Genomic DNA, 26,535 nt, shown 5'->3' with positions numbered 1-26,535 from the left:
AATTATAAAGCGTATCATTTGAAATGAATGCCGTATTCCATCAAAATAAAGGAAACAACATTAAAGGAGTTGTATTTGTGATTCAATTTAATCATGTGTCAAAAGCGTATGAAGATGGCACGAAAGCAGTGGATTCATTGCATTTAGAAATTAAAAAGGGAGAATTTTTTGTTCTCATTGGTCCGAGTGGTTGCGGGAAAACAACGACAATGAAAATGATTAACCGTTTAATTGAAACGACTGAAGGATCTATTTTAATCGATGGAAAAGATATTCAACAATATAATATTAATGAATTGCGTTGGAATATAGGATACGTATTGCAGCAAATCGCTTTGTTTCCGCATATGACAATTGCAGAAAATATTGCAGTTGTTCCTGAAATGAGAAAATGGAGCAAAGAAAAAATAAAAGCTCGTGTCGATGAGTTGCTACAGATGGTCGGGCTAGATCCAGACGTATATCGCGATCGTATGCCTGATGAATTGTCAGGAGGGCAAAAGCAGCGCGTTGGTGTCGTACGGGCATTAGCCGCAAACCCGAAAATCGTTCTTATGGATGAACCGTTTAGTGCGTTAGATCCATTAAGTAGGGAACAGCTTCAGAAGGATATCGTACAATTGCAAAAAAAGATTCAAAAAACAATTGTGTTCGTAACGCACGATATGCAAGAAGCGTTATCGCTTGGAGATCGTATTTGTATTATGAAAGAAGGAAAAGTTGTTCAATTAGATACACCAGAAGGTATTATACATAATCCGAAAAATGAGTTTGTAGAGGAGTTCATTGGAAATCGTGGGCGACCTTGGTATGAGGGGAAAAGTATAGAAGATGTATTACCACTTGATAAAAGTATGCGGATAGAAGGGGATGCACTATCATTGCATTCTTCTTTACAAGAAGCATTAGTTCGTGTACGAGCTGACGAAGTCGTTCCAATTGAAGAAAATGGTCAATATGTTGGAGCTTTAACAAGTCGTCATATTGTTAATTACATTGTTGAACAAATGAAGGAAAGAGGCTAAACAGTGACTGATTTTATACAAACGTTCCAAGAGCGAAAAATAGAATTACTAACTGCATTAAGTGAGCATTTACAAATATCGCTTATTTCACTATTTTTTGCAGTAATTATTGCGGTGCCACTTGGCATTTTATTAACGAGAAAACAACGAATGGCTGAATTTATAATAGGAACTTCTGCAGTTATGCAGACTGTCCCATCACTGGCATTACTCGGACTTTTAATTCCGTTAGTAGGAATTGGAAAACTTCCGGCCATTATTGCATTAGTTGTGTATGCACTATTACCTATTTTACGAAACACATATACAGGAATAAGGGAGTTAGATGAATCTTTAATCGAAGCAGCGAGAGCTATGGGGATGAATAGTTGGAGAAGACTGTGGAAGGTAGAACTTCCTCTTGCTTTACCAATTATTATGGCCGGTATTCGTACGGCGATGGTATTAATTGTTGGAACAGCTACATTAGCAGCTCTTATAGGTGCTGGTGGGCTCGGAAAACTCATATTACTTGGTATCGATCGAAATGATCATGCGCTTATCATTTTAGGGGCCGTACCAGCCGCGTTACTCGCTTTATTCTTTGATGTAGTACTTCGCATACTTGAACAACCAAAACGCTCTTCTAAGCGTGTTATATTGACGATATGCATCGCTCTTGTAATGGTCGCCGCTCCATTTCTTTGGAATACACAAAAGAAAGATATTGTTATTGCCGGAAAACTTGGATCAGAACCTGAAATTTTAATTCAAATGTATAAGCAGCTTATTGAACAAGATACCGATTTACACGTAGAATTAAAACCAGGTCTTGGAAAAACAGCGTTTGTATTTGAAGCGTTGAAATCAGGAGAAGTAGATATATACCCTGAGTTTTCGGGAACAGCTTTATCTACTTTCGTGAAAGAAGAGCCAAAAAGCACAAATCGGGATGAAGTATATGAGCAGGCTCGCATTGGAATGGAAAAGAAATATAATATGGTTATGTTGAAGCCGATGGAGTATAACAATACATATGCACTAGCTATGCCGAAAAAAATAGCAGATCAAAATAATATAAATACAATTTCTGATTTAGGAAAAATTGCACAGGATGCGAAAGTAGGATTCACATTAGAATTTGCTGATCGTGAAGACGGTTATAAAGGAATGCAAAAATTATATAACTATAAGTTTTTAAATGTGAAAACGATGGAACCGAAACTACGTTATAGTGCCATTCAATCAGGGGATGTTAACGTAATCGATGCATATTCAACTGATAGTGAACTTGAGCAGTATGGGCTTAAAGTACTAAAAGATGATAAAGGACTATTCCCGCCTTATCAAGGAGCACCATTATTAAGAAAAGAGACGTTACAGAAATATCCTGAACTTGAAAAAGTATTAAATACATTATCTGGGAAGATTACAGATGAAGAAATGCGAAAAATGAATTATGAAGTAAATGTGAATGGAAAAAGTAGTGAAGAAGTTGCGAAACAATTTTTACAAAAAGAGAATTTACTTCGTTAATTTTACAAGAAATATACAAATTTATATGTATGAAATGACCGTTCATTACAAAATGAACGGTTTTTTTGTGCATACTTATACATTTTTTCAAAAAAGTATTCCATTTTTCTTCATTTTCTTTTAGAATAAGTAATGTTTTCCTGAAAAAATATAAGAGAAACGTCTATTAGAGAAAAAGGTGACTTTAATAGTTGAACGAACATAACACCTAGAATGACAGATGGGGTGGTACAAATAGAAAAGAAGTTAGGTTTTTTTCCATTAATTGCATTAGTAGTCGGAACGATGGTTGGTGGCGGTGTTTTTAGTTTACCGCATGATTTAGCAGTAGGAGCGAATAGCGGCTCTATAATAATTGGTTGGTGTATTACAGCGATGGGAATGATTCCACTCGCGCTCGTTTATCAAACGTTAGCAAGACAAAAACCGGAGCTTGAGGGCGGAATTTATAGTTATGCACGTGCTGGTTTCGGAGAATATATCGGATTTAACAGTGCTTGGGGATATTGGCTAGCAGGAATTTTAGGAAACGTTGCAACAATCATGTTACTGTTTAGTACATTAGGTTATTTCTTCCCCATTTTTAAAGGTGGAAATAATGTTGCGTCTATTGTTGGAGCGTCACTTTTATTATGGACACTTCATTTTCTAATTTTATTTGGAATTCGTGAAGCATCTATTATGAATGTGATTGCAACGATAGGGAAATTAGTTCCAATCGTATTATTTATTGTTGTAATGGTAACAGCGTTTCGCTGGGATACGTTTACACATGATTTTTGGGGAGAAGGAACTATATCAGTTTCCTCTATACTTGGTCAAGTGAAAAATACAATGCTTGTAACTCTTTGGGTTTTCATTGGGGTTGAAGGAGCGGTTGTATTATCTGGTAGAGCGAAAAATAGCCGAGATGTTGGTAAAGCGACAGTACTTGGACTTATTTTAGTAATGTCTATTTATATTTTAATTTCTGTCTTGTCTATGGGAGCGATGACAAGAGGAGAGCTTTCCGTGTTAGAAACCCCATCAATGGGACATGTATTAGAACATGTTGTTGGGACATGGGGCGCAGTTGCGATTAACATTGGGTTAGTTGCTTCACTTGTAGGTACATTAATAGGCTGGTTTTTACTTGTTTCTGAAATTTCCCACGTAGCAGGAAAAGATGGCGTGTTTCCGAAAGTCTTTACGAAAACAAATAAAAAACAAACGCCACATATGGCATTATGGATTTCAAATTGCGTTGCCCAAATTATATTTATAATCGTTCTGTTTTCAGAATCAACATATCAAATTATGTATTTCATAGCTTCAACATCAATTTTAGTACCATATTTATTATCAGCGTTATTCCAATTCAAATTAGTTATTACAAACGAACTAAAAGATGCAAAAGTAAAAAACGGCTCGTTAGCTTTAATTGCTTCTATTTATTCTGTATGGCTTCTATATGCAGCAGGTTTGAAAAATTTATTACTTGTTTCAATCGTGTATGGAATCGGGATTATTGTTTACATGTATGCAAGAAAAGAAAAAGGAAATCGTTGTTTTAAAGGTATTGAGAGATATGTAATGTGGGCAATTGTTATCGCAGCTATCACATCACTTTATATGCTATTAACTGGAAATATAAAAATGTAAAAGTCCTTTTAAATAAAGGGCTTTTTTCTTTGTCTAGAGAATATTTAATACATAAGATATTCAGGAGGGATGAAAATGGAAGAAAAAGAACAGTTAACCAGAATTGTTGATTTAGCGAGTGAAGTAAGGAAAGTATTAGTGCAAGAATCCTTTTTTAATCATCATCCTGAACTACGAGGAGTGATTGAAAATTTAGCGAGTGCTGTAGAGAATTTGGCGGAATTACAGCAAAATAAAGATGAAAACGCTGAAGATCGATTACGATATGTACTTGCTAAAATGAAAATTGCTCATAATGCCATTTTACAAGAGAAAAAAGCTTTTCCATCTCATTAATATACGTTTTCATTTTGAACCTGGCGGATAACGTCAGGTTTTTTGTTTCTAGTTTTTCGTTTCGTTCATACACTAAGAATAGTATGAAAAAAAGAAGGTGACGAAGGTGAAATTACATAAAGCTCTTCAGCCAAGTTTTATAAAACGAATGTACTATATGAGGTTTATCGGAAAGTTTACAAAAGGAGAGAGAGAGAAGAATGGGGAGAATTTCTTTGTACAATGCCTATCGCCAATACCATTCACGTTACAAGAGCAATTAAAAAATGAACCATACGTATTTGAAGGTTTATGTAGCAATAAAAAGAATGAAAAAATTTTTTCGGAATTAAAGAAAAGAAAATTAGAAAAGCAATTGGTTATGTTTCGTCTTTATTATGAAAGAGGACATATATACGCGGAGTTAATTTGTACAGAAGAACCGCGAGAAATGGCAAATGGCTATAAAATGATTCCAGTACCTAAAGTTTCCGATTACAGAAAAGGAGAGGCTTTAGAAAGAAAACTTAGTAATGGTTATTTGTCATTTCTAATGCCAAAATATCCGAAAGACTTTGAGCCTCCAGAATTATTGTGGCATGATGGAAGGTTATATGGAAATATTTCTTTAAAGTCATCATCAATTAGTTCAATCGCATATGTTGAACAGCAGCGGGAATGTAAGTATATAGACCTTAATGACTGGTTGAAGCATGTAGAAATAGCGGTAGAAGATCAATTGTATTTTGTAAGTAATCATGTGTATGAGCAATTAAAAAAACGAATGACTGAGGAAGGTAAGCTTGTAGAAGTAGAGGAAATAAAAGTGCAAAAGGATGAATGGGAGTGGGATGAACGTGAATCCGTATTTTTACAGTATGTAAAAAGTTTTGTGCGTAATAAAGGGCTATATTTGGATGAAACGGACATTTATAATTTTCACATAAGCACGAAAACAAATATGTTAACGATTCTTGGGGGTATACCGGGCGCTGGGAAATCCCGTTTTGTGCAAGCTTATGCGGAAGCACTTGGATTACAGTATGGGGAAGAATTGGTTTGGATCCCGATTTCACCATCGTACCAAGAACCACATGATTTACTTGGTTACCTTCACCCAAATGGTACTTTTATTGAAAGTGAAACAAAATTAGTTAGGGCGTTAATGAAGGCAAAAGAAAATCAAAATCAGCTGTATATAATCGTTTTTGATGAAATGAATATGTCATATATTGAGCATTGGTTTACTCCATTTCTATCTGTTCTTCAACTTGAAAAGCAAAATCGTATTTTAAATTTGTATGAAGGTGTACAAGAAAAAGAAAATCCAATTCCATCAACAATTGAAATTGGAGAAAATATTATATTTGTAGGTACTGTAAATTTTGATGAAACAACGAAAGAGCTCTCAGATCGATTATTAGATCGGACAAATTTAATTACTTTACAAAAGATTCCGTTTTGTGAGATGTATATGGAACAAGAGAAAGTTGTATTACAACCACCTCTGAAAGTAACTGCAGGAGAATTTCGCATAAATTGGGTCAGGAATAAAACGATGATTGAGGTGTTTTCTGAAGAAGAGTTAGAACTATTAGATAAGCTGCATGTTCTATTGTCATCACACGATATGTCAAAGGGAATTTCTTTTCGATGTGCAAACGCAATAGCTACTTACTTACAAAATATACCGTTCCAAAATAATCATTCCTATATGATCAGTAGAGAAGAAGGATTTGATTTACAAATAAAGCAACGTGTATTGACGAAAATAAGAGGGACTGAAATGATGATTGGCTCTTTACTTTCTGAAGAGGTAAAAAGGGGGGCGACATTAGTACCTCTTTTGCAATCTCCACTTGCAAACAGAGTATCTACATTTGAACATTCTTTAGCATGTATAAGAGAAAAGCGTAGAGAACTGGAGTTGTATGGATATGCAAAATGAATGGCGATGTGAAACAGAAATCGTTGATACGAAAGAAACGCTCCCTTTTGTATTAAAGTTAATCATTGGAACAGAGGCAAAAGGGGAATATATTTTGTTAAATCGTCTTTGTACATCTACTACAGCATTAGTTCAATGTATTTATAAAGTACAAGAATTAAAACCACTCAGATTACATTACCATTACGAAAGTCCTATGGATATTACTTTTATATGGAATAAAGTATATGAGGGACAGAAAAATATAAAAGAGTCAAAATATGAAATAAATGAAAAAAAACAAAAGGTATTAATATATGAACATGGAAAAACGGAATTCTTTTATCCATGGCGTTGTGGTCTATATCATTTTGAAGTGCGTATAGAAGATACAACGTATTATGGGGCTTTTCAAGTCGTGCCAAAAAATTTTTTTGATGATCAATTTGAAATGATTCAAAACTATGTGAAGTCAATTTTGAATGAGTTGATTTTAGATAGAGGGTATTATAAAAAGACTTTCTCTGCACTTAGTGATATTGAAGATTCTTCTTATTTAGTGTTACTTAGAAAATTGCCACAAAAAATGAAAAAGATAAAGCAAATTTTTAAGAAAATAGAATCAAGTTCAAAATTTATACATGAATATAAATGGGAAGAAAAGGAGCGAAAGGCAACGAGAAAAGGAACCATAGTGGCGGAAAGAAAATCGTATGCAAAATATTATAATCGTAAGTTTATAGAGCAAAAAAATAGTAAGGAAAATGCATTTCTTAAATTTAAAGCGATGCAATTTTATCACTATTTACTTGAAGCTGAAAGTTTTTTGCGTCAAACAATTGAAATATTAGAAAGAGCAAAAAAGAAGAAATCAGAAGAATTTCAAGCTGTAAAAACGATTATACAAACAATTGAGCGTAATGGATCAGTGACCGATAGAGAGAAACAAAAATATAAAAATATACATTTACTAAAAGAGGCGGATTTACGAAAGAGTTCTATGAAGATACAAGAATATAAAATATTATCACATTTTGTACATGGAAGTGTACAATACTTTCAAACTTTAATGCATTCGCCATTTTGGAGAGAAATTTCTGAAACGGGTAACATGAACTCACATAATTTACCGATACCACATCAACAATTACTACAGCATTTAGATTTACTTCCACAATCTATAGATCAATCTCCATCTTTACTATTTGTTTATAAACCAACATTTTTAGTGTATGAATATTACGCTTTTTTTATCGTTATTTCAATGTTAGAGCAAATTGGTTTCGAGGCTAGAAATTCCATTCGTGAACAAATACAAGAACATTTTTATGTAGATGGATTACAAGATGGAACGACAGTGGTGTTACATCGAGATGATATTAGAATACATGTCGCATTTAATGATTTAATTGAAACACATCCTCTTATTGCATTAAGTAAAGGGAGTAATTTTTATAATGGAGAAGATACGAAGAAGCCGGATATTCGCTTAGACTGTTATGTAAAGGAAGAAGGGAAATACGTATATCAATCTTCTATTATTATTGAAGTGAAGTATAGCCCAATGTACAATATCTTTCAGCACGTTGGAAATACGAAAGCAACTGAGCAAATGTATAAGTACTGGTCTATAAAATATGTAGAAGAACAAGATGGAAAGCGAGTCTATTATCGAAGGGCCATTTATGAAGTCATTTGTGTATATCCAGGAAGTCATATGCATAGTAAAAAGATTGAGTCTGGATGTGGTGTGTTCTTGCAATTATATCCTTATAAAACGAAACAAGGGGAAGAGAAATTAGCTGGAAAAAATGGAATGGTACAAATTTTTGGGAAGTGGTTAAAAAGCATGAAGAAGTAAAAGAAATCCTTTTCCTAAAGGATTTCTTTTAGATTAAGAAGAATTATATGCAGTATGGAAAGAAGCTTCATACGATTTGAATTTGAAAGTAATATAAATATGTTGTTAGAAGAACGGTACATGAGGGATAAAAGGCGATTAAGGTGGAATTTAATTCATTTTGCAGAATATAATAAGTCGTAAATATTTTTAGTTGCATACGAAGATTTGTTCTTATATGATAGATAGTGAAAGCGTTATCAAAAACAGAGCGGCGATGTGAAAGGCGGGTAAATATGTTCCAGCGTGTTCAAACAAAGGAAGAACATTTTTGGTTCGAGCAACTATGGGGAGATTTTTGTGAAGAAAGAAACTTAATGTTCGTAGAACGTAATTTAAATCCATCAAGATTTTTATTAATAGAAGATGAACATCATATTGGTACAGTAGAATGTATTAAGTATACGGTACCTGAACAATCAAATTCTGAGTTTTTCTATCCGTTTTCTAAAAATGATTTAGTGAAAGATTTGAAAAATGTGTATGAAATAGGCAAGTTAAGTATTGCGAAAACGTCTCGTGGGAGAGGACACTTCAAAAGACTAACCGCTATTTTATTTATGCATGCATTAGAAACGAAAGCAGAATGGTATATTGCAGCAGTTACAAAAAGAATGTATATGTATTTGTTAACACTCGGTTTCCCAATTGAACCGATAGATAATCCATTTCAGTTTCATGATACTTTACAAGGTGTACCAGTACGAATTCATGCTCGAAAAGGGGCTACGCATTTGTATTCTTTAAAAGAGTTTCGAGATGTAATTCAAGGGAATGCTCATGCACAGGCATTAATCGCAGAATACAGTAAAAATATTATGTTAACCAAATAAACCGAAATGAATATGTATAATAAAGACGATACTAATTTAAAATGAAATCATTCTTCATGAAAAAGACCCTTATTATTTTAATAAGGGTCTAAAAATTATAATCCAAATATACTAAAAATCATTTTGCGGCGCTTCGGTTTCTTTTCACGTTCATATGTTGGTTTTGTATCGGGAGTAATATATAGTGGTTCTTCTTTCTTGAGATCAGCTTCTAGCTTTTGAATTCGCTCTAACATTTCCTCCATTTCACGGCGATGTTGTAAAAGTTGGTACGTAACTACATCATTTGCCTTGTCTTGCATTTGTTCTTCCATTCGATCTAACCTTCTCGTAATTGTGTTTAATTGAGCGACTAATTGCTCAAAATCATGCGATGATATGTTTTGAACAATTGTATTTACTTGAGTTTTTAATTCTTCAACATCGTTTGATGATGTTTTTTGAGTAGGGTGAGAATTTTGAGACTGCTCTATTTGTGAAAGATGGTATTCTAACATTTGGTCTAAATTATCTTGTGTAAAAATAAAGTGACCATATTTATTTTTTTCTATCGTAAGATTTAATTGTTGTGCAATCCGGACAACAGCCTTTGGGCTAACACCTAATTTTTTTGCGATAAATGGTGTTTTATATTCCAAAATAATCCCTCCTATATATATCCTGTTGAATGATTTCGATCTATGAAGTAAGTTCCCTTCTAGTGTGACAAAAGAAGTGTGGAATCGGCAAAGAAAGTGTTTTTTCACGAAATGAAGCTATGAAGAATATATCGTGTATATAAAAATGTTTTATCTTAAGATTTAGAATTATTTGACTGAAGGAAATGAATTAGATTATCATAATGATAAATATCTTTTTTATGTATGCATATAATATATAAAAAGGTGGTTGCTAATGTAGAATTTTGTTAGAGTATTAGAATGCTTACTTCACTTGAATAAAATTAAGTAGGAGGTGGCTTCCTTGCTTACAATGTAAGTAAGGAAAAGTATTTGGACATATATAGTATAAGTATAGTGATTGTTTTAATTGCCTTGACGGCATTTTTCGTTGCAGCAGAATTTGCAATTGTTAAAGTGCGAAGTTCACGAATTGACTATTTAATTGCGGAAGGAAATAATCGCGCAACATCTGTCAAAACAGTCATTACAAACTTAGACGAATATTTATCTGCTTGTCAGCTAGGAATAACAGTTACAGCTCTGGGGATTGGGTGGTTTGGTAAACCTGCGTTAAAGCAAATGTTTGACACGCTTTTTGTAAATTTGAACATTTCTACTCGACTAGCAGATATTTTTGCTGTAATTTTAGTGTTTTTGTTTATTACATTTTTACATGTTGTAATAGGGGAATTGGCCCCAAAAACATTCGCGATTCAAAAAGCTGAACAAGTGAGTTTATTTGTTGCTAAACCGTTAATTTTCTTTTATCGTATGGCGTTTCCATTTATTTGGATCCTAAATGGATCAGCCCGAATTATTACGAAGTTGCTAGGGCTGAAACCACCGAAAGGGCACGATGAGGTTCATTCAGAAGAAGAATTACGGCTATTGGTTTCTGAAAGTTACAAAAATGGAGAGATTAATCAGTCTGAATATAAATATGTAAACAAAATCTTTGAATTTGATGATCGTATAGCAAAAGAAATAATGGTACCCCGAACTGAGATGCATATTATAAGTAAAGAAATGCCTGCTGAAGAGGCTTTGCAAAAAATGTCTCGAGAAAAATATACGAGATATCCAGTTGTTGATGGTGACAAAGATCACGTAATAGGGTTTGTAAACTTTAAGGATATTTTCACAGATTTTGTGCAGCATAAGGCGGTTAGCAACAAGAAAGTAGAGCAATATATTAGGCCGATCATTTTAGTTATCGACTCTATCCCAATACACGACTTATTTTTAAAAATGCAAAAAGAAAGAACACATATTGCTATATTGATTGATGAATATGGTGGTACGTCTGGACTTGTTACTGTTGAAGACATTTTAGAAGAAATAGTTGGAGATATTCAAGATGAGTTTGATACAGATGAACAACCAGAAATTCAACAAGTGAGTGAAACGAAAACAATACTAGAGGGAAAAGTGCTTGTTAGTGAAGTGAATACGTTATTAGGTTTAACGATTGATGATAATGGTGTGGATACAATCGGTGGTTGGATTTTAACGAAGAATATAGAAATTGCTGAAGAGGATTTCATTGAAATTGAAAATTATACGTTTTGTGTGAAAGAATTAGATGGACACTATATTAAGAGATTAGAAGTTACAAAAACTGTAGAATCAATTGTTATATTAGAAGACGAAAAACAAATTTCATTACAAGAACAAATTAGTTCATAGACTCTGCTAGATGGCAGAGTTTTTTTGAGCATAATGTTTTTGGCAGCATAAGGGCTATGATACAATGACATAAGTCGGACCTTTCACTAGGTTAAGTATTGTTGTATACATATATTTGGAAGGAGAAGAATTATGAAAAAGCATTTATATATAAATGGAGATTGGAAGTCTGTAAATACGTATAAACCATTATACGCACCATATTCTGAAGAAACGTTAGCGGAAATTGCACAAGGAACGGAAGCAGATGTACAAGAGGCTGTTACTGCTGCAAAAAATGCAATGAAAAAAATGAATACATTATCTGCATATGATCGTGCGACTATTTTAGAGAAGGTTGCACAAAAAATGGATGAAAGAAGAGAAGAATTTGCAGAGATTATTGCAAAAGAAGCTGCAAAACCAATTCGTGCTGCAAGGGGAGAAGTAGATCGTACCGTTCAGACATACAAATTTGCAGCGGAAGAAGCGAAGCGTATATACGGCGAGACACTACCGCTAGATGCAGCACCTGGTGCAGATGGGCGTATTGCATATACAATACGAAAACCGATTGGGGTTATAGGAGCAATTACACCATTTAATTTCCCATTAAATTTAGTGGCACATAAAGTCGGCCCTGCAATTGCTGCCGGAAATACAGTTGTGTTAAAACCAGCTGATCAAACGCCATTATCGTCTTATGCATTAGTTGAATTGTTTGAAGAGGCAGGATTACCAAAAGGAGCTCTAAATATTATTTCTGGTCCTGGTTCAACTGTAGGTGAGGCGATAGTTACAAATGATGATGTTGCTTCCATTACTTTTACGGGAAGTCCGAAAGTTGGAATTGGAATTAAGGCAAAGGCTGGGTTAAAGCGAGTTACGTTAGAACTAGGGTCAAATGCTGCTGTTATTATTGATGAAGATGTAGAATTAACAGATGAAATAATTGAGCGTGTAAAATGGGGAGCATTTGTTAATAATGGACAAGTTTGCATTTCGGTGCAGCGTGTTTTTGTACATGAAAAGAGAATGGATGAATTTCTTTCAAAGCTAAAGAAAGCGATGGAAACAGTTGTTGTTGGGGATCCACTGTTTGAAGAAACGGATGTATCGGCTTTAATTTCGAAAAAAGATGTAGAGCGAATTGAAATGTGGGTGCAAGAAGCTATTAAGGAAGGTGCAGCTGTTTTATACGGTGGTAAGAAACGTGATGCAAGGATTTTTGAACCAACTGTATTAACAAATGTTCCAGAGCATGTATCTGTTCAGTGCCAAGAAGTATTTGGTCCACTCATGACTGTAAATACATTTAAAGAATTTGATGAAGCAATAGAGAAAGTAAATCATTCGCGTTACGGTCTACAAGCAGGAGTATTTACAAATAATTTGTTCAAAGCAATGCGTGCGATTGATGAGTTAGAAGTTGGTGGTGTCATGATAAATGATATTCCAACGTTCAGGGTAGATCATATGCCTTATGGTGGTGTGAAAGAAAGTGGAACGGGACGTGAAGGTATTAAATATGCAATAGAAGAAATGACAGAAATGAAATTAGTATGTATTAAAAAATAAAGTATAAAGAACTTAAACATTGTAATAAAAAACGAGTAGGAAATGTTTACGATTCCATACTCGTTTTTTATTGATTGTTTTACGTTTCTCAGAACGATTTCATTTAATCAAGTGTACCTTTTACTTCATTTCTTGTTTGAAAATAGCATCTTCTACATAAATTTGTTCTTTGTCAACAGCAGTGCTATGAGATAATACTAAACCGATTGGTGTTTCTGTACCTTTATTTTGAACAATTGTGAAAGGAACATTTTTTTCATTCGCTAATTTAATGTATTTTGATAAATGTGGGTAAGCAATGCCACCATTTAGGAATATTTGTAATGATTGAGAAGAGCGCATGCTACTAGCTACTTCAGAATATACATTACTTTGCATTACTTGACCGATAGTTAAAGCGATTTCTACACGCTCACGTAATGTAGTTAAATACATATTACGTTCTTCTGGTTTGTTCTGCTTTTGGCCGTAAATGCCTTCTTGGAGATAATCTTCCACATTTTTATTTACCATATTTTTCACACCTTTCATTTTCTATTGTACGAAAGAATGAAGCAGGATGCAAAAAAAGTCTCATCAAATGTAAAAAACTTTGAATGAAAGGAAGGAAAATGGTAAGTATCAATCTAAACAAATAATAAAGTCATAAAAATTTTATCAACACATATTAACAAAATGTGACAATAATCTATTAACGAATCGCGTTTTTTGTGTTAATATTCAAAATATAAAGGGTGTTCGTCGCATGGAAATGGAGGGAATGGGGGTTTTTCCAATCGATAAGGATATTAAAGAAGTATTTTGCTCGCACTTGAAAAACAACAGGCACCAATTCGTTGAGAACTGGAAAAACAAAATGATAATTTCCGATAAAGATCCATTTAAACTAGAAGCAGTTCAAAATGGAGAGGATTTATTAGAGTTAATTATCGAACTTACTATGGAAGAAAAAGATATAGATTATCTTCAGCCATTATGCGAGAAAATTGCTATTGAACGTGCAGGAGCAGATGCGAATATTGGTGATTTTGTTTATAATGCAAATGTGGGAAGAAATGAGCTTTTCGAAGCGATGTGTGAATTAGATGTTAGCGCACGTGAATTGAAACCAATTATGGCTCAAATACATACTTGTTTTGACAAATTAATTTATTATACTGTTTTAAAATACTCGGAAATTATATCAAAAAATTTAGAGGAAAAACAGCAATATATTAACGAAACACATAAAGAAAGGCTGACGATTTTAGGGCAAATGTCAGCTAGTTTTGTACATGAATTTCGTAACCCACTTACTTCCATTATGGGATTTGTCAAATTATTAAAGGCAGATCATCCTAGTTTATCGTATTTAGATATTATTTCGCATGAATTAGACCAATTAAATTTTCGTATTTCGCAATTTTTACTCGTATCGAAAAAAGAAATGTGGAATGAATCAGAACGATTTTGGCTTAATGACTTGTTTCAAGATATTATACAGTTCTTATATCCGAGTTTGGTCAATGCAAATGTTTCGATTGAAAAGAATTTGCCGTATCCAATTCCGCTTGTTGGTTATCGGAGTGAAGTGAGACAAGTAGTTTTAAATATATTAATGAACTCAATTGACGCTCTTGAATCAATGAAAGAAGAACGAAAAATTGTCATTGATGTATTTGAAGAAGATCAATCGATCCGAATTGTGATAAAAAATAATGGGCCAATGATTCCAGCTGAAAATGTAGAAACAATTTTTGAACCATTTGTAACTACTAAAAAGTTAGGAACTGGTATTGGGTTATTTGTATGTAAACAAATTGTAGAAAAACATAATGGGTCCATCATGTGCCGTTCAGATAACGAGTGGACAGAATTTCAAATTGAATTTCAAAAATAAACAGTCTACACCAAATGAATGGTGTAGACTGTTTTAATTTGTAAGTATAACGGTTTCTAATTTAGGATCTTTAGTCGAATAACCTACTATGGTAATGGTATAAATAATGTTCGGTTCGACTTTGAAATTCGGTATAGTTAACAAAATGCTTGGATTATCTGCAAGTGAAACCTCAATATCTGCAGTACCAGGGCTAACTTCTAAAAAATCTGTTATTTGTTTAAAGAGTACATTTTCAAATAAATGATCTCCACCTTTTAAATCTACATTTACAACAGGGGTATCTGGAGAAAAATGTGCAAAGCGTATTTTTGCTTGACCAGCTGGTAAATGTGTATTATCAAGCATAGGTTGTAATTGTAGATGATTATCACTATTTATTGCGGCAAAAGTATAAGTGTGATTTCCCATTATCGGTACTAAAGCTGAAAAGATAGGAGTTTCCTTTCCGACAGGAACGATATCTATACGATATTTACCTTGTACTAATGTTAAATAGGGACTGAATTGTTTAAATGAAATATTTTTAATAACCTTTTGTCCGTTTACTAAAATGTCAACCGCAGGTGTATTTGAAGCAGAGTGAAAAAACCTTATGTGTGACGGTAAAGCAGCTTCTTGTGAATCTCTTTTTTCATATGCCTGTACTAGTTTCGTAAGCGCATCGTAATATTTCATATATAGGTCTACATATTTTTTTGGATTATTAAATTGATAGTAACGAGCGAGCTGTTCGTAACGTGCAGCTTCTTGTCCATATTTTTCAATTTCAGATTGAGACATGAACATTCCTCCTTTGTCATCATTAAAACTATATGCTTAGCAAGAAAGAGGTTATGCGCAAAAAATTGTTTTTCTAAAGGAGAAAAGTTGAAAATCAATAAAAAATATTGCTTATGGATAAGTATAGTTTAGGTGAATGAGAGTTATAAATTTCTAGAGGACACAGCAATATATCAACTATATTGGGTGATGATGTATCGGCAATGTGTATTTTGAAATAAAAAACCTTAAGAGCGCATCAATTGACATATCGAAAACATGTCCCAAAATCCTTAGGAAACTAGGGATTTTTTAAATTATGGGCAAATACACATACAAAGTGATAATTGTCCTACATAAATTATAAAGGAAAGGTAGTTTGAATATGAGGAAAGGAATGAAATCTTGGGATGGGGATATCCCGAAAGGAATTATGAATGCAGTTATGGACGATTTTGTGCTATAGGCTGTAGGATGAATTTTGCATTTGTAATATTATTTTTACTATTTACGTTAGCAAGTGACGGTATTTACCGATAAAAGAGCGTCGTGCCGAACTGATTAATGTGGTTAATCGGTTCTTTTTTTATTGCATGAAATGGAGGGAACTATATGTTAGATGTTTTTGTTTATAAAAATAATTGTTATCCATTTAGTAAAATCGCTTGTCGAAATTTGTTTGAAAATATGCAATGTAAAGTAAGATAATAGGAAGGAGTTTAAAGGGAGTTTCGTCGAAGTTTACACAATGTCGGCATTTGAGGGAAGCTGGCATTATGTTAGGAAAATATTTAGTGAAGCGTTTATTTTATATAAAGGAGGGTTATTTGAGCGTATAGATAAGGGTTGGACTTCGTTTTAAGTTCTGAATTTTCTGTTTTCAAAACTATATTTAGCACTCATTTGTATATTTTATAATAGTTTTTTGATAAATTCACTGCTTTCGCAGAGGGTTCTTTTTTATGAAAGAAACGTCAATTTTCTTCATATATATATACAAATTGGAGAAATGGGGGAGCGCTATGCGCGATTACTTAATTAAACCACTTGTTGGTCAGCCGTATCCAATGATTTCACATGGAAAAGGTGTGTATTTGTATGATCAAAACGGAAATAAATATTTTGATGGCTCGTCAGGAGCAATTACGGCAGGTATTGGGCATGGCGTAAAGGAGATTGCAGATGTTATAAGAAAGCAAGCAGAGGAGATTGCTTTCGTTTATAGATCACAGTTTACGAGTGAACCAGCTGAAAAATTAGCGAAGAAATTAAGTGATTTAAGTGTAGGAGATTTGAACTGGAGCTTTTTTGTGAATAGTGGTACGGAAGCAAATGAAACAGCTATGAAAATTGCAATTCAGCATTTTCAAGAGCGAGGTATTCAAGGGAAGCATAAAATTATGTCACGATGGATGAGTTATCACGGTATTACGATGGGAGCCTTATCAATGTCTGGGCATCCACTGCGCAGACAACGTTTCGTGTCAATTTTAGAAGATTATCCAACTATTCCAGCTCCATATTGTTTTAGATGTCCGGTGCAAAAGGTATATCCAACTTGTCAGCTTGCTTGTGCGACTGAACTAGAAAGATCAATTGAAAGAATTGGTGCAGAACATATTGCAGCTTTTATCGCTGAACCGATTATTGGAGCAGCTGGAGGCGCAGTCGTTCCGCCGAAAGAATATTATAAAGTCATTAAAGATATTTGTAGTCATTACGATATTTTATTTATTGCTGATGAAGTAATGACTGGGCTTGGTCGTACTGGCGCATGGTTTGCGATGGAGCATTGGGGTGTAGAACCGGATATTATGACCCTTGGTAAAGGTTTAGGGGCTGGGTATACACCGATGGCAGCGACGATTGTAAGTGACCGTGTTATGGAACCGATTTTACGCGGATCACGTTCTGTTATGAGTGGGCATACGTTAAGTGCAAATCCATTATCTGCAGCAACAGCTCTAGCTGTTATTGAATATATGGAGAAACATAATCTACCTGAAAAAACAGCAGAAAAGGGAGAGTATTTAATAAAAGGATTACAGAAAGTTCAGCAACAATCGACAATCATTGCTGATGTGCGCGGAAAAGGGTTGCTGATCGGAGTAGAGTTGCAACCGTTTACAAAGGCGTCAGAACTTATTTCGGTTGCAGCTAAAAATGGTCTTCTTTTATACCAAGCTGTTTCAGGGCAAGCAGGAAAAGAAGATAGTGCACTGCTTGTGGCACCGCCAATGACAACTACATATTCCGAGTTAGATGAATTACTTTCAATTTTTGCAAAAAGTGTAGAAGAAATGATGCAAAAAGGAGGGCATAGTATCGCATGACAACTATTACGAATACATTCGATAAATTAAAAGAGATAGAGGAAGTAATTTCTTTGTTCCACGATGATATGACATTAATGTTTGGAGGGTTTGGGGGGATTGGATCCCCTCCATCTTTAATACAGGCGATATTAGAAAAAGAAGTTACAAATTTAAATTTAATAGGAAATGACACTGGATTTCCTGATGTAGGAATCGGTCGTCTCGTTACGAATGAAAGAGTAAAATCATTAATTACTTCTCATATTGGTTCAAATCCAAATGCAGGAAGACAACTAAACGAAGGAAGGTTACAAATCGAGTTTTCTCCCCAAGGAACATTAGCAGAGCGTATTCGTGCTGGTGGTGTAGGACTTGGTGGCGTATTAGTTGATGTTGGTGTTGATACGATTGTAGAGGAGGGAAAACGTACAGTTGAAATGAATGGTAAGACATATTTAGTTGAAACAGCATTAACGGCTGAGGTTGCGATTGTATATGCGAAGAAAGCGGATCCGTTCGGTAACCTTGTGTTTGATAAGAGTGCTCGTAACATGAATCCTCACGTTGCTATGGCCGGGGATATAACGATTGTAGAAGCAGAAGAAATCGTTCCGCTTGGAAGTTTAGATCCAGAAGAAATTGTTGTCCCAGGAGTATTTGTAAATTATATCGTACCGTCGGAAGGAGTGAATTGGAAATGGGTATGGGCGTAGAAGTGAGAGATAAAATTGCTAGACGTGCGGCGAAAGAAATACAAAATGGCATGATTGTAAATTTAGGTATTGGTATACCATCGCTTGTACCAAATCATTTGCCTGACGATATAAACGTTATGTTTCATGCGGAAAATGGAATTGTAGGTATGGGACCAACGCCAAGTAAAGGGAATGAAGACGAAAACTTATGTAACGCAGCAGGTTTACCGACTTCTCTTATTACAGGAGCGAGTTATTTTGATAGTTGCATGGCGTTTGGGATGATTCGAAAAGGTTTACTAGATATAACGATTCTTGGTTCATTACAAGTAAGTGAGAATGGTGATTTAGCAAACTGGATTGTTCCAGGAAAACGCGTTCCAGGTATTGGGGGAGCGATGGATTTGGCACAAAAAGCGAAGCGGGTCGTTGTTGTGATGAATCATGTCGATAAATATGGAAATGCAAAAATTGTTTCGGAGTGTACATTACCATTAACTTCAAAGAGATGTGTAGATTTAATTATTACCGATATGGCAGTTATGGAAGTGACGCAGGGTGGACTCATTTTACAAGAGTTGATGAGTCCATACACAGTGGAAGATATAAAACAACATACAGAAGCTGATTTTAAAATTGGCTCTAACTTACTAGTAATTGAATGAGGGGAGATGTAATATATGGAGCAATTAAAAAAACAAGTTTGTGATTATATTGAGAGTCATGAAGAGGAAAGCGTAAAATTTTTAAAGCGATTAATTCAAGAAAAGAGCGTATCTGGTGATGAGAGTGGTGCGCAGGCAATTGTGATTGAAAAATTACGTGAGTTAGGTTTAGATCTTGATATTTGGGAACCTTCATTTTCTAAAATGAAAGATCATCCTTATTTTGTATCACCGCGTACAAGTTTTTCAGATAGCCCGAATATTGTGGCAACCCTTAAAGGAAGCGGCGATGGAAAATCTATGATATTAAATGGGCATATTGATGTTGTACCAGAAGGAGATGTGAATCAGTGGGACCATCATCCTTATAGTGGTGAGAAGATAGGGAATCGTATATATGGTCGTGGAACAACGGATATGAAAGGTGGCAATGTTGCACTTATGCTTGCGATGGAAGCCATTATTGAATCTGGTATTGAATTAAATGGAGATATCTATTTTCAAAGTGTAATTGAAGAAGAAAGCGGCGGGGCAGGAACATTAGCGACTATATTACGAGGATATAAAGCAGATGGTGTCATTATTCCAGAACCAACAAATATGAAGTTTTTCCCGAAACAACAAGGGTCCATGTGGTTTCGTCTACATGTGAAAGGGAAAGCAGCACACGGTGGAACACGTTATGAAGGAGTAAGTGCAATTGAAAAAAGCATGTTTGTTGTAGAGCATTTGAGAAAATTGGAAGAGAAGAGAAATGACCGAATTACAGACCCGTTATTTAAAGAAATCCCGATTCCGATTCCAATTAATATTGGGAAAATTGAAGGTGGGAGCTGGCCAAGTTCTGTTCCTGATTCATTAATTTTAGAAGGAAGATGTGGTATTGCGCCGAATGAGACTATAGAGGCAGCAAAAGAAGAGTTCGAGAATTGGATCGCTGAATTAAATGATGTGGACAATTGGTTTGTTGAAAATCCCGTAGAAGTAGAATGGTTTGGAGCGAGATGGGTTCCTGGAGAACTAGAAGAAAATCATGAGTTAATTACAACACTCGAGCATAACTTTGTTGAAATCGAAGGGAACAAACCAATTATTGAAGCATCTCCGTGGGGGACTGATGGAGGTTTATTTACACAAATCGCCAATGTACCAACGATAGTATTTGGTCCAGGAGAGACGAAAGTAGCACATTATCCAAATGAATATATAGAAGTTGATAAAATGATAGCTGCCGCAAAAATTATTGCATGTACATTACTAGATTGGTGTGAGGTGAAAAAATGAAATACTATGAATCTTTTAGAGAACAGACGAATGGTTATACAATAGAAGGCGTTTTGGACTATTTTAATAAACGTATTCGAGTAGACCACTACACAGGAAATATTGAGAGGATTATCCAAACAATTGACGAATTAGCAGAGAAACATTCTTTCACTAAATGTATTATTAAAGGAAAGGGAGAGCATGTTTCAACATGGCTCTCTTTCGGTTTTTTATTAGAAGCAACAATACCACATTATTTTCAAGGCCATGATGCATACTTCTTCGTAAAATTTAATAATGATGAAAGACGAAACAGTATTCATTGGGCTGAGGAAGATACCATTTTTAGCGGTGTAAGAGCAAAAGAAGTAAAGGAAAAAATAGTCCCAGAGAAATTTCTATTAAGAAAAGCGACAGAAGAGGATGCGGACGAATTAGCAGCTGTCTTTGGAAAAGTATTTGAAGTGTATCCGACTCCTTTAAATGAGGCGAGTTATGTATTACAAACGATGAAAGAAGACGATACCATTTACTACGTATATGAATTTGAAGGGAAAATAATTAGTACAGCGTCTGCAGAAATGAATATTAAGGAAGGAAATGCAGAATTAACGAATTGTGCTACTTTACCCGAATATCGTAAACATGGGTTTATGAAAAGTTTACTCATCAAGTTAGAAGAAGAACTTCAAGAAAAATCCATTTTTTGCTCCTATACAATTGCTCGATCGCTTTCTTTCGGAATGAATGCGGCCTTTCATCAGTTAGGTTATACGTATACAGGAAGGTTGGCGAACAATTGCTACATTTTTGATAAGTTGGAAGATATGAATATATGGGCAAAAGATTTGTCTAAATAGAACGGTATAAAAATAGAACAGAATCGTCATGCTTATAATCGCACATAGGTATGCTGAAAATCCGGCATGTTATTGCTGGATTTTCGGCAAGAGGGGGGATGACATTGCTAGCAGTTTCGACACAAGAAGTCATTGAAGCGATTTTGGGCAGTATTGATGAGGCTATACACGCAGTAGATGAAAATGGTATTACAATTTTCTATAATACTGTAGCTGCAAAACACGATGGATCAAAAATTGAAAAAGTGTTAGGTAAACATTTGTTAGAAGCGTTTCCTTCTTTATCTAGGGAAACAAGTACGTTAATGAAAGTGTTAGATACAAAAAAACCAATCGTTCATCAAGTTCAGCATTATCAAAATTTAAATGGGGAAGACATTTGTACAGTAAATACGACATTACCTATTATTATAGATGGGAATATTGCTGGTGCTGTTGAAATTGCAAAGGATTATTCCACAGTTCAAAAACTCACAGATACAATTGTAGATTTGCAGTCAAAAATAAAGCGATCATCTAGAAAAAAAGCAATCAAAAAACATGTTGCATTTGAGACGATAGTGACGAATGATGCTCGGTTTAAACAGACGAAAGAATTAGCACAAAAAGTAGCGCCAACGGATGCAAATGTTTTAATATATGGGGAAACTGGAACAGGGAAAGAGTTATTTGTACAAGCGATTCATGAAGCTTCTAAACGGAAGAATAAGCCATTTATTGCGCAAAACTGCGCAGCTTTACCAGAGTCGCTATTAGAAAGTTTATTGTTCGGAACGACGAAAGGTAGCTATACTGGGGCAATTGAACGAGCGGGATTATTTGAACTTGTAGATGGTGGGACATTGTTTTTAGATGAACTGAATTCAATGCCTCTCGATTTACAAGCGAAAATGCTACGTGTATTAGAGGATGGTGTTATTCGTCGAATTGGTGATAATAAGACGAGAAAAGTAGACGTTCGCGTTATTACCGCAATGAATCAGCCACCAGAAATATGTTTAAGAGAGAATAAAATTCGCACTGATTTATATTATCGATTAAATGTCTTTTCATTATATATTCCGCCGCTACGTGAAAGAACTGAAGATGTACTATTATTAGCGTCTTATTTTTTGAAAGAATATAATAAAAGTTATAAAAAAGGTGTACTTCAAATGGATCAGGAAGCGAAAGAAAGACTACAAGCTTACCAATGGCCTGGAAATGTTCGGGAGCTAAAACATACGATTGAACATGCTGTCATTATTGCAGAAGGGGATACATTAACAGCCAATTGTTTACCGCGTACATTTCGGAAAGAGAATCTTCCAAAGAAGAAGAGCATATTGCCACTTAGAGAAGCACTTCATCAAACGGAAAAGGAATTAATAGATCAAGCGTTAATTGAAACGGAAGGGAATATATTACAAGCTGCAAAAATGTTAGGTATCCCTCGTCAAACGCTTCAATATAAACTGAGTAAGTACGACAAAACCGCCGAATAATTGGCGGTTTTTGTGTGTTTGCACCAATAAAAGCGCGTTTACATATATAAAAAGTAATGAATATGATAGTATGTATGGATTTCATAAAGTGCTTAAAAATATTTTTTCGCTTATATAGTAGGGTTCTCCGTACATTTACTTATCAAAAAAGTAAAGTTGGCATAACTATTGCTTATATAAAGGATGAGCGTATAAAAAGGGGGAATAGCAATGTTACATGATGTATACAAACCAAATCGTCACTGGAAGGATATCGAGTTGTGGAAGGATGTTACTGAAGAGCAATGGAATGATTGGGTTTGGCAATTAACGAATACGATCAAAACGTTAGATGATTTAAAGAAAGTGATTAATTTAACACCTGAAGAAGAAGAAGGCGTTAAAATTTCAACAAAAACGATCCCGTTAAACATTACACCGTACTATGCTTGGCTAATGAATCCTGATGACCCACGCTGTCCGATTCGGATGCAATCTGTACCGATCTCGGAAGAGTTATATAAAACAAAATATGATTTAGAAGATCCGCTTCATGAAGATGAAGATTCACCAGTTCCAGGGCTAACACATCGTTATCCTGACCGCGTATTATTCTTAGTAACGAATCAATGTTCTATGTATTGTCGTTATTGTACACGCCGTCGTTTTAGTGGACAAATTGGAATGGGTGTGCCAAAGAAACAATTAGATGATGCAATTGGTTACATTCGTGATACACCGCAAGTACGAGATGTGTTAATTTCTGGTGGTGACGGTCTTCTAATTAACGATAAAATTTTAGAATATGTATTAAAAAATTTACGAGAGATTCCGCATGTTGAGATTATTCGTATCGGAACGAGAGCACCGGTAGTATTCCCGCAGCGTATTACAGAAAACTTATGTAACATTATTAAAAAATACCATCCAGTATGGTTGAATACACACTTTAACACTTCTATTGAGATTACAGAAGAATCGAAACTAGCATGTGAAATGCTAGCGAATGCTGGTGTTCCAATCGGAAACCAAGCAGTAATTTTAGCTGGTATTAATGACAGCGTTCCGATTATGAAAAAACTTATGCATGACTTAGTAAAAATCCGTGTACGTCCATACTACATTTATCAATGTGACTTATCTGAAGGTATTGGTCATTTCCGTGCACCAGTATCTAAAGGTCTTGAAATTATTGAAGGTTTACGCGGTCATACATCTGGTTATGCGGTTCCAACATTCGTTGTAGATGCACCAGGAGGAGGCGGCAAAATTGCGCTTCAGCCAAACTATTTAATCTCACAAAGTGCAGATAAAGTTGTGCTTCGTAACTTTGAAGGTGTTATTACAACGTATCCAGAGCCAGAGAGCTATATTCCAGGAAGAGCAGAAGGGTACTTTAAAGAAATCTATCCAAACTACGAAGAAAAACGTTCAGATGTTGGTATCGCAGGTCTTATGAGTGATAAGAAATTTAACCTTGTTCCAGACGATTTACAGCGTATGAGCCGTCGTAAAGACTATGAAGATAATGACACTCATGCATCACTAAAAGATAAACGTGATAAGCGCGACCAATTAAAAGATAAAAAATATCAAGCACAAATGGCTAAATTAGAAGAAAACGACAAAAAAACTGAGGGTGATGCAGTATGAATTGTATGTGGTGTGACAGTACAGAAGCGAAAGAAAGCTTGAATACTGTATATTGGGAATTACCAGATGGTACAAAAGCCATTGAAATCCAAGAGACACCATGCATTACTTGTTCCTCATGTGGTATGGATTATCAATCAGACCACACAGTAAAAGAAATAGAAGATCAATTGTTTCTAATTTATACGAAAGACTTGCCAAAACAACTAACATATGAAGAATTAATGGGAAGACCACGTCTATTAAAAAGAAATTATTTCGACTTTTAACCAGCTTTTATGCTGGTTTTTTTCTTTTGTGCCTTGTATAATGTACCCAAGTTAGAAAGGTAGGGAATATTTTTGAAAAAGACATTTTACCACTATATGATGAAGCATCGTGCAGCTTTATTTAGTAATGAAATATCGAATTTAGCAGAGGCAATGTATGATGATTTAAGCTTTCCGAAGCAATCTGAAGATTATGATGAAATTAGTTCATACTTAGAGTTAAGTGGAATGCTAGAAAGTATGTCTATATTTGATGAAGCTTGGGATTTATACATACAAGAGATATAAAAACTATATGAAATTTTTGACGTGAAGCTAGTCTATTTGCTAGCTTTTTTTACGTTGTAAATAAATTTTCATGTGGTGATATTTTTTATTGAAAAAATTTATGAATATACGCTTCTGTGATAAGCGTTTTTATGTAGGTTGCATATACTGTTATCAAAATCACGACGTCAAAAAAAGGAGAGATATAGATGGCAAGAAAAAAGCAACCTAAATACAACGTAGGGGACATAGTCGTGATTACGCTATATGGAACCGTTGGTAAAATCACAAATATGAAGGTTTTAGATGGAGTTTACGTATACGAAGTCAATAATCACGATGGATTTTACGTAGAGCAAACATTGCAGCACGTTTCAGAGCAAGATATGAAAAAAGGTGAAACTGAGTGGATTGAATTAAACTATAATTTCACATTTGGTGATCTCGTGCAAGTAACAGGTTATGATAAAGATGTTTTTCGAATTGTTGGTTTTCGTACAGAAGTATGGAGATATAAAAATGACGCATGGGAAGATACAATATATGAATTGTCACGAATTACGGATGGTGAATGGTTAGAAGCGGATGAATCAGATTTAACGTTACTTGCCAATGCTCAGACGGCAAATGCAATTTTGAAGAAAATGAAACAAGATAAAGCTGGCATGAATAAATTAGATTTAGGAAAATTAAAGTCAATTAATAACTCAAAAAAAGTGAGTGTTAAGACAAATCGTCAAGAAATCATTGATGGATTACTTGATATTTATAACGATTATCAATTGTTATTCGATACATTTAAAGATGAAGAGTACAAAATTGTTATGGATGTTGTTCATAATTATTTAGTTAAATTGACAGAGAAAAAATAGTTAACTAGAAAGAGAGAATGAATTGAACAACAACATATGCAGTATAAGGTATGCCTACAATTATTAAAAAAATAAAAAGCCATTTAATAAGAGAGTCTGCCCATTGATCTTCATGCATGAACTCTTCTTTTGTTTGCCCTACTTCTTGTTCTACCTCATATTGGTATTCCATAATTATTTCCCCCTTTTTGATAGCTTGTACTACCATCGTATGCATCTCGTCCAAATGATATGACCTATAAAAAATAAAAACTATTTTTCTAATCTCATATACATAATTTTGAGATTTTTTCATAAAACAGAAATAAAGGAGTGATGCTCATGAAGGAAATTGAAGTCGTAATTGATACGGAAGAGATTGCGGAGTTTTTTTATGAGCAACTAATTGAAAGAGGATACGTTCCAAAACGAGAGGAAATTGAAGATCTCGCAGATATTACATTCGAGTATTTATTAGAGAAATGTATGATTGATGAAGTTTTTGATGAAGAAGATGAGTGAAAGTAAC

Annotated in this window: 25 protein-coding genes; 21 read left to right on the top strand and 4 right to left on the bottom strand. The window is 34.5% G+C overall.

The features are described 5' to 3' along the window. Positions 1–77: 77 nt before the first annotated feature. From QCI44_RS17025 to QCI44_RS16995, 7 genes are all read left to right on the top strand, one after another. The gene (locus tag QCI44_RS17025; protein ID WP_016134388.1) at positions 78–1,025 is read left to right on the top strand and encodes an ABC transporter ATP-binding protein; all 948 of its coding nucleotides are present in this window, start codon (positions 78–80) and stop codon (positions 1,023–1,025) included. 3 nt (positions 1,026–1,028) lie between these two features. Continuing rightward, on the top strand, positions 1,029–2,540 hold the full coding sequence (locus tag QCI44_RS17020; protein ID WP_016134389.1) for an ABC transporter permease/substrate-binding protein: 1,512 nt from the start codon (positions 1,029–1,031) through the stop codon (positions 2,538–2,540). A 213-nt stretch (positions 2,541–2,753) separates the two neighbouring features. After that, positions 2,754–4,181: a basic amino acid/polyamine antiporter gene (locus QCI44_RS17015; protein ID WP_000129472.1), complete on the top strand. Its 1,428-nt coding sequence runs from the start codon at positions 2,754–2,756 to the stop codon at positions 4,179–4,181. A gap of 75 nt (positions 4,182–4,256) precedes the next feature. After that, on the top strand, positions 4,257–4,517 hold the full coding sequence (locus QCI44_RS17010) for a hypothetical protein (protein WP_016088030.1): 261 nt from the start codon (positions 4,257–4,259) through the stop codon (positions 4,515–4,517). A 106-nt stretch (positions 4,518–4,623) separates the two neighbouring features. After that, positions 4,624–6,444 (top strand): AAA family ATPase, encoded by a 1,821-nt coding sequence (locus tag QCI44_RS17005; protein ID WP_116349077.1) that lies wholly within the window; start codon positions 4,624–4,626, stop codon positions 6,442–6,444. Further along, complete coding sequence (locus tag QCI44_RS17000; protein ID WP_016134391.1) at positions 6,434–8,284, top strand: hypothetical protein; 1,851 nt, start codon at positions 6,434–6,436, stop codon at positions 8,282–8,284. The genes QCI44_RS17005 and QCI44_RS17000 overlap by 11 nt, the downstream gene beginning before the upstream one ends. Positions 8,285–8,559: 275 nt before the next feature. Beyond that, positions 8,560–9,156: a hypothetical protein gene (locus QCI44_RS16995; protein WP_016088027.1), complete on the top strand. Its 597-nt coding sequence runs from the start codon at positions 8,560–8,562 to the stop codon at positions 9,154–9,156. Positions 9,157–9,251: 95 nt separating this feature from the next. On the opposite strand, the gene racA is transcribed toward QCI44_RS16995, so the two are convergent. After that, entirely contained in the window at positions 9,252–9,794 is a 543-nt protein-coding gene (gene racA / locus QCI44_RS16990) for a chromosome-anchoring protein RacA (protein ID WP_016088026.1), read from the bottom strand. Between the two features lie 354 nt (positions 9,795–10,148). Here racA and QCI44_RS16985 point away from each other — a divergent pair, with 354 nt between their 5' ends. Continuing rightward, the gene (locus QCI44_RS16985) at positions 10,149–11,504 is read left to right on the top strand and encodes a hemolysin family protein (protein WP_016134392.1); all 1,356 of its coding nucleotides are present in this window, start codon (positions 10,149–10,151) and stop codon (positions 11,502–11,504) included. Between the two features lie 132 nt (positions 11,505–11,636). After that, positions 11,637–13,061 (top strand): aldehyde dehydrogenase family protein, encoded by a 1,425-nt coding sequence (locus QCI44_RS16980; RefSeq protein WP_016134393.1) that lies wholly within the window; start codon positions 11,637–11,639, stop codon positions 13,059–13,061. Between the two features lie 120 nt (positions 13,062–13,181). Here QCI44_RS16980 and QCI44_RS16975 read toward each other — a convergent pair whose 3' ends face one another. Continuing rightward, a complete protein-coding gene (locus tag QCI44_RS16975) occupies positions 13,182–13,574 on the bottom strand; it encodes a YueI family protein (protein WP_000247572.1) in 393 nt (130 codons plus the stop codon). Between the two features lie 232 nt (positions 13,575–13,806). Here QCI44_RS16975 and QCI44_RS16970 point away from each other — a divergent pair, with 232 nt between their 5' ends. Further along, positions 13,807–14,940 carry a BA2291 family sporulation histidine kinase gene (locus tag QCI44_RS16970; RefSeq protein ID WP_080117997.1) on the top strand — a complete coding sequence of 378 codons (1,134 nt, stop codon included), beginning with the start codon at positions 13,807–13,809 and terminating at the stop codon, positions 14,938–14,940. Between the two features lie 33 nt (positions 14,941–14,973). On the opposite strand, the gene QCI44_RS16965 is transcribed toward QCI44_RS16970, so the two are convergent. Next, complete coding sequence (locus QCI44_RS16965; protein WP_016134394.1) at positions 14,974–15,723, bottom strand: DUF4397 domain-containing protein; 750 nt, start codon at positions 15,721–15,723, stop codon at positions 14,974–14,976. 1,001 nt (positions 15,724–16,724) lie between these two features. Between QCI44_RS16965 and QCI44_RS16960 the strand changes: the two genes are divergently transcribed. The 10 genes from QCI44_RS16960 to QCI44_RS16915 all read left to right on the top strand — a co-directional run bounded on the left by QCI44_RS16960 (position 16,725) and on the right by QCI44_RS16915 (position 26,027). After that, positions 16,725–18,035 carry an aspartate aminotransferase family protein gene (locus QCI44_RS16960; protein ID WP_016088020.1) on the top strand — a complete coding sequence of 437 codons (1,311 nt, stop codon included), beginning with the start codon at positions 16,725–16,727 and terminating at the stop codon, positions 18,033–18,035. Next, positions 18,032–18,730, top strand: coding sequence for an acetate CoA-transferase subunit alpha (gene atoD / locus QCI44_RS16955; protein ID WP_016134395.1), 699 nt, complete (start codon positions 18,032–18,034; stop codon positions 18,728–18,730). The genes QCI44_RS16960 and atoD overlap by 4 nt, the downstream gene beginning before the upstream one ends. Next, entirely contained in the window at positions 18,715–19,377 is a 663-nt protein-coding gene (locus QCI44_RS16950; RefSeq protein WP_016088018.1) for a CoA transferase subunit B, read from the top strand. Before atoD ends, QCI44_RS16950 begins: the two co-directional genes overlap by 16 nt. Before the next feature lie 15 nt (positions 19,378–19,392). Then, positions 19,393–20,661 carry a peptidase gene (locus tag QCI44_RS16945; RefSeq protein ID WP_016134396.1) on the top strand — a complete coding sequence of 423 codons (1,269 nt, stop codon included), beginning with the start codon at positions 19,393–19,395 and terminating at the stop codon, positions 20,659–20,661. Next, positions 20,658–21,503, top strand: a complete 846-nt coding sequence (ablB, locus tag QCI44_RS16940) for a putative beta-lysine N-acetyltransferase (RefSeq protein ID WP_016134397.1) — start codon at positions 20,658–20,660, stop codon at positions 21,501–21,503. The genes QCI44_RS16945 and ablB overlap by 4 nt, the downstream gene beginning before the upstream one ends. A gap of 98 nt (positions 21,504–21,601) precedes the next feature. Then, positions 21,602–22,987 carry an arginine utilization transcriptional regulator RocR gene (rocR, locus tag QCI44_RS16935; protein ID WP_080117995.1) on the top strand — a complete coding sequence of 462 codons (1,386 nt, stop codon included), beginning with the start codon at positions 21,602–21,604 and terminating at the stop codon, positions 22,985–22,987. Positions 22,988–23,197: 210 nt separating this feature from the next. Then, complete coding sequence (kamA, locus tag QCI44_RS16930; RefSeq protein WP_016088014.1) at positions 23,198–24,619, top strand: lysine 2,3-aminomutase; 1,422 nt, start codon at positions 23,198–23,200, stop codon at positions 24,617–24,619. Next, positions 24,616–24,888, top strand: coding sequence for a YokU family protein (locus QCI44_RS16925; RefSeq protein ID WP_002119088.1), 273 nt, complete (start codon positions 24,616–24,618; stop codon positions 24,886–24,888). The genes kamA and QCI44_RS16925 overlap by 4 nt, the downstream gene beginning before the upstream one ends. A 72-nt stretch (positions 24,889–24,960) precedes the next feature. Next, positions 24,961–25,176, top strand: coding sequence for a YozE family protein (locus QCI44_RS16920; protein WP_016134399.1), 216 nt, complete (start codon positions 24,961–24,963; stop codon positions 25,174–25,176). A gap of 188 nt (positions 25,177–25,364) precedes the next feature. Then, entirely contained in the window at positions 25,365–26,027 is a 663-nt protein-coding gene (locus QCI44_RS16915; RefSeq protein WP_000101496.1) for a hypothetical protein, read from the top strand. A gap of 4 nt (positions 26,028–26,031) precedes the next feature. Here the strand turns inward: QCI44_RS16915 and QCI44_RS16910 are convergent, their stop codons facing one another. Next, positions 26,032–26,199 (bottom strand): DUF3930 family protein, encoded by a 168-nt coding sequence (locus QCI44_RS16910; RefSeq protein ID WP_000456535.1) that lies wholly within the window; start codon positions 26,197–26,199, stop codon positions 26,032–26,034. Positions 26,200–26,348: 149 nt separating this feature from the next. Here QCI44_RS16910 and QCI44_RS16905 point away from each other — a divergent pair, with 149 nt between their 5' ends. Beyond that, on the top strand, positions 26,349–26,528 hold the full coding sequence (locus QCI44_RS16905; RefSeq protein WP_000658451.1) for a YozD family protein: 180 nt from the start codon (positions 26,349–26,351) through the stop codon (positions 26,526–26,528). Positions 26,529–26,535 lie beyond the last annotated feature (7 nt).

The sequence above is a fragment of the Bacillus cereus group sp. RP37 genome (genome assembly GCF_040459695.1).
Lineage (GTDB): Bacteria > Bacillota > Bacilli > Bacillales > Bacillaceae_G > Bacillus_A.
Note: the sequence above shows the minus strand (reverse complement) of the source record. Positions and strands in the feature narration are given on the sequence as shown.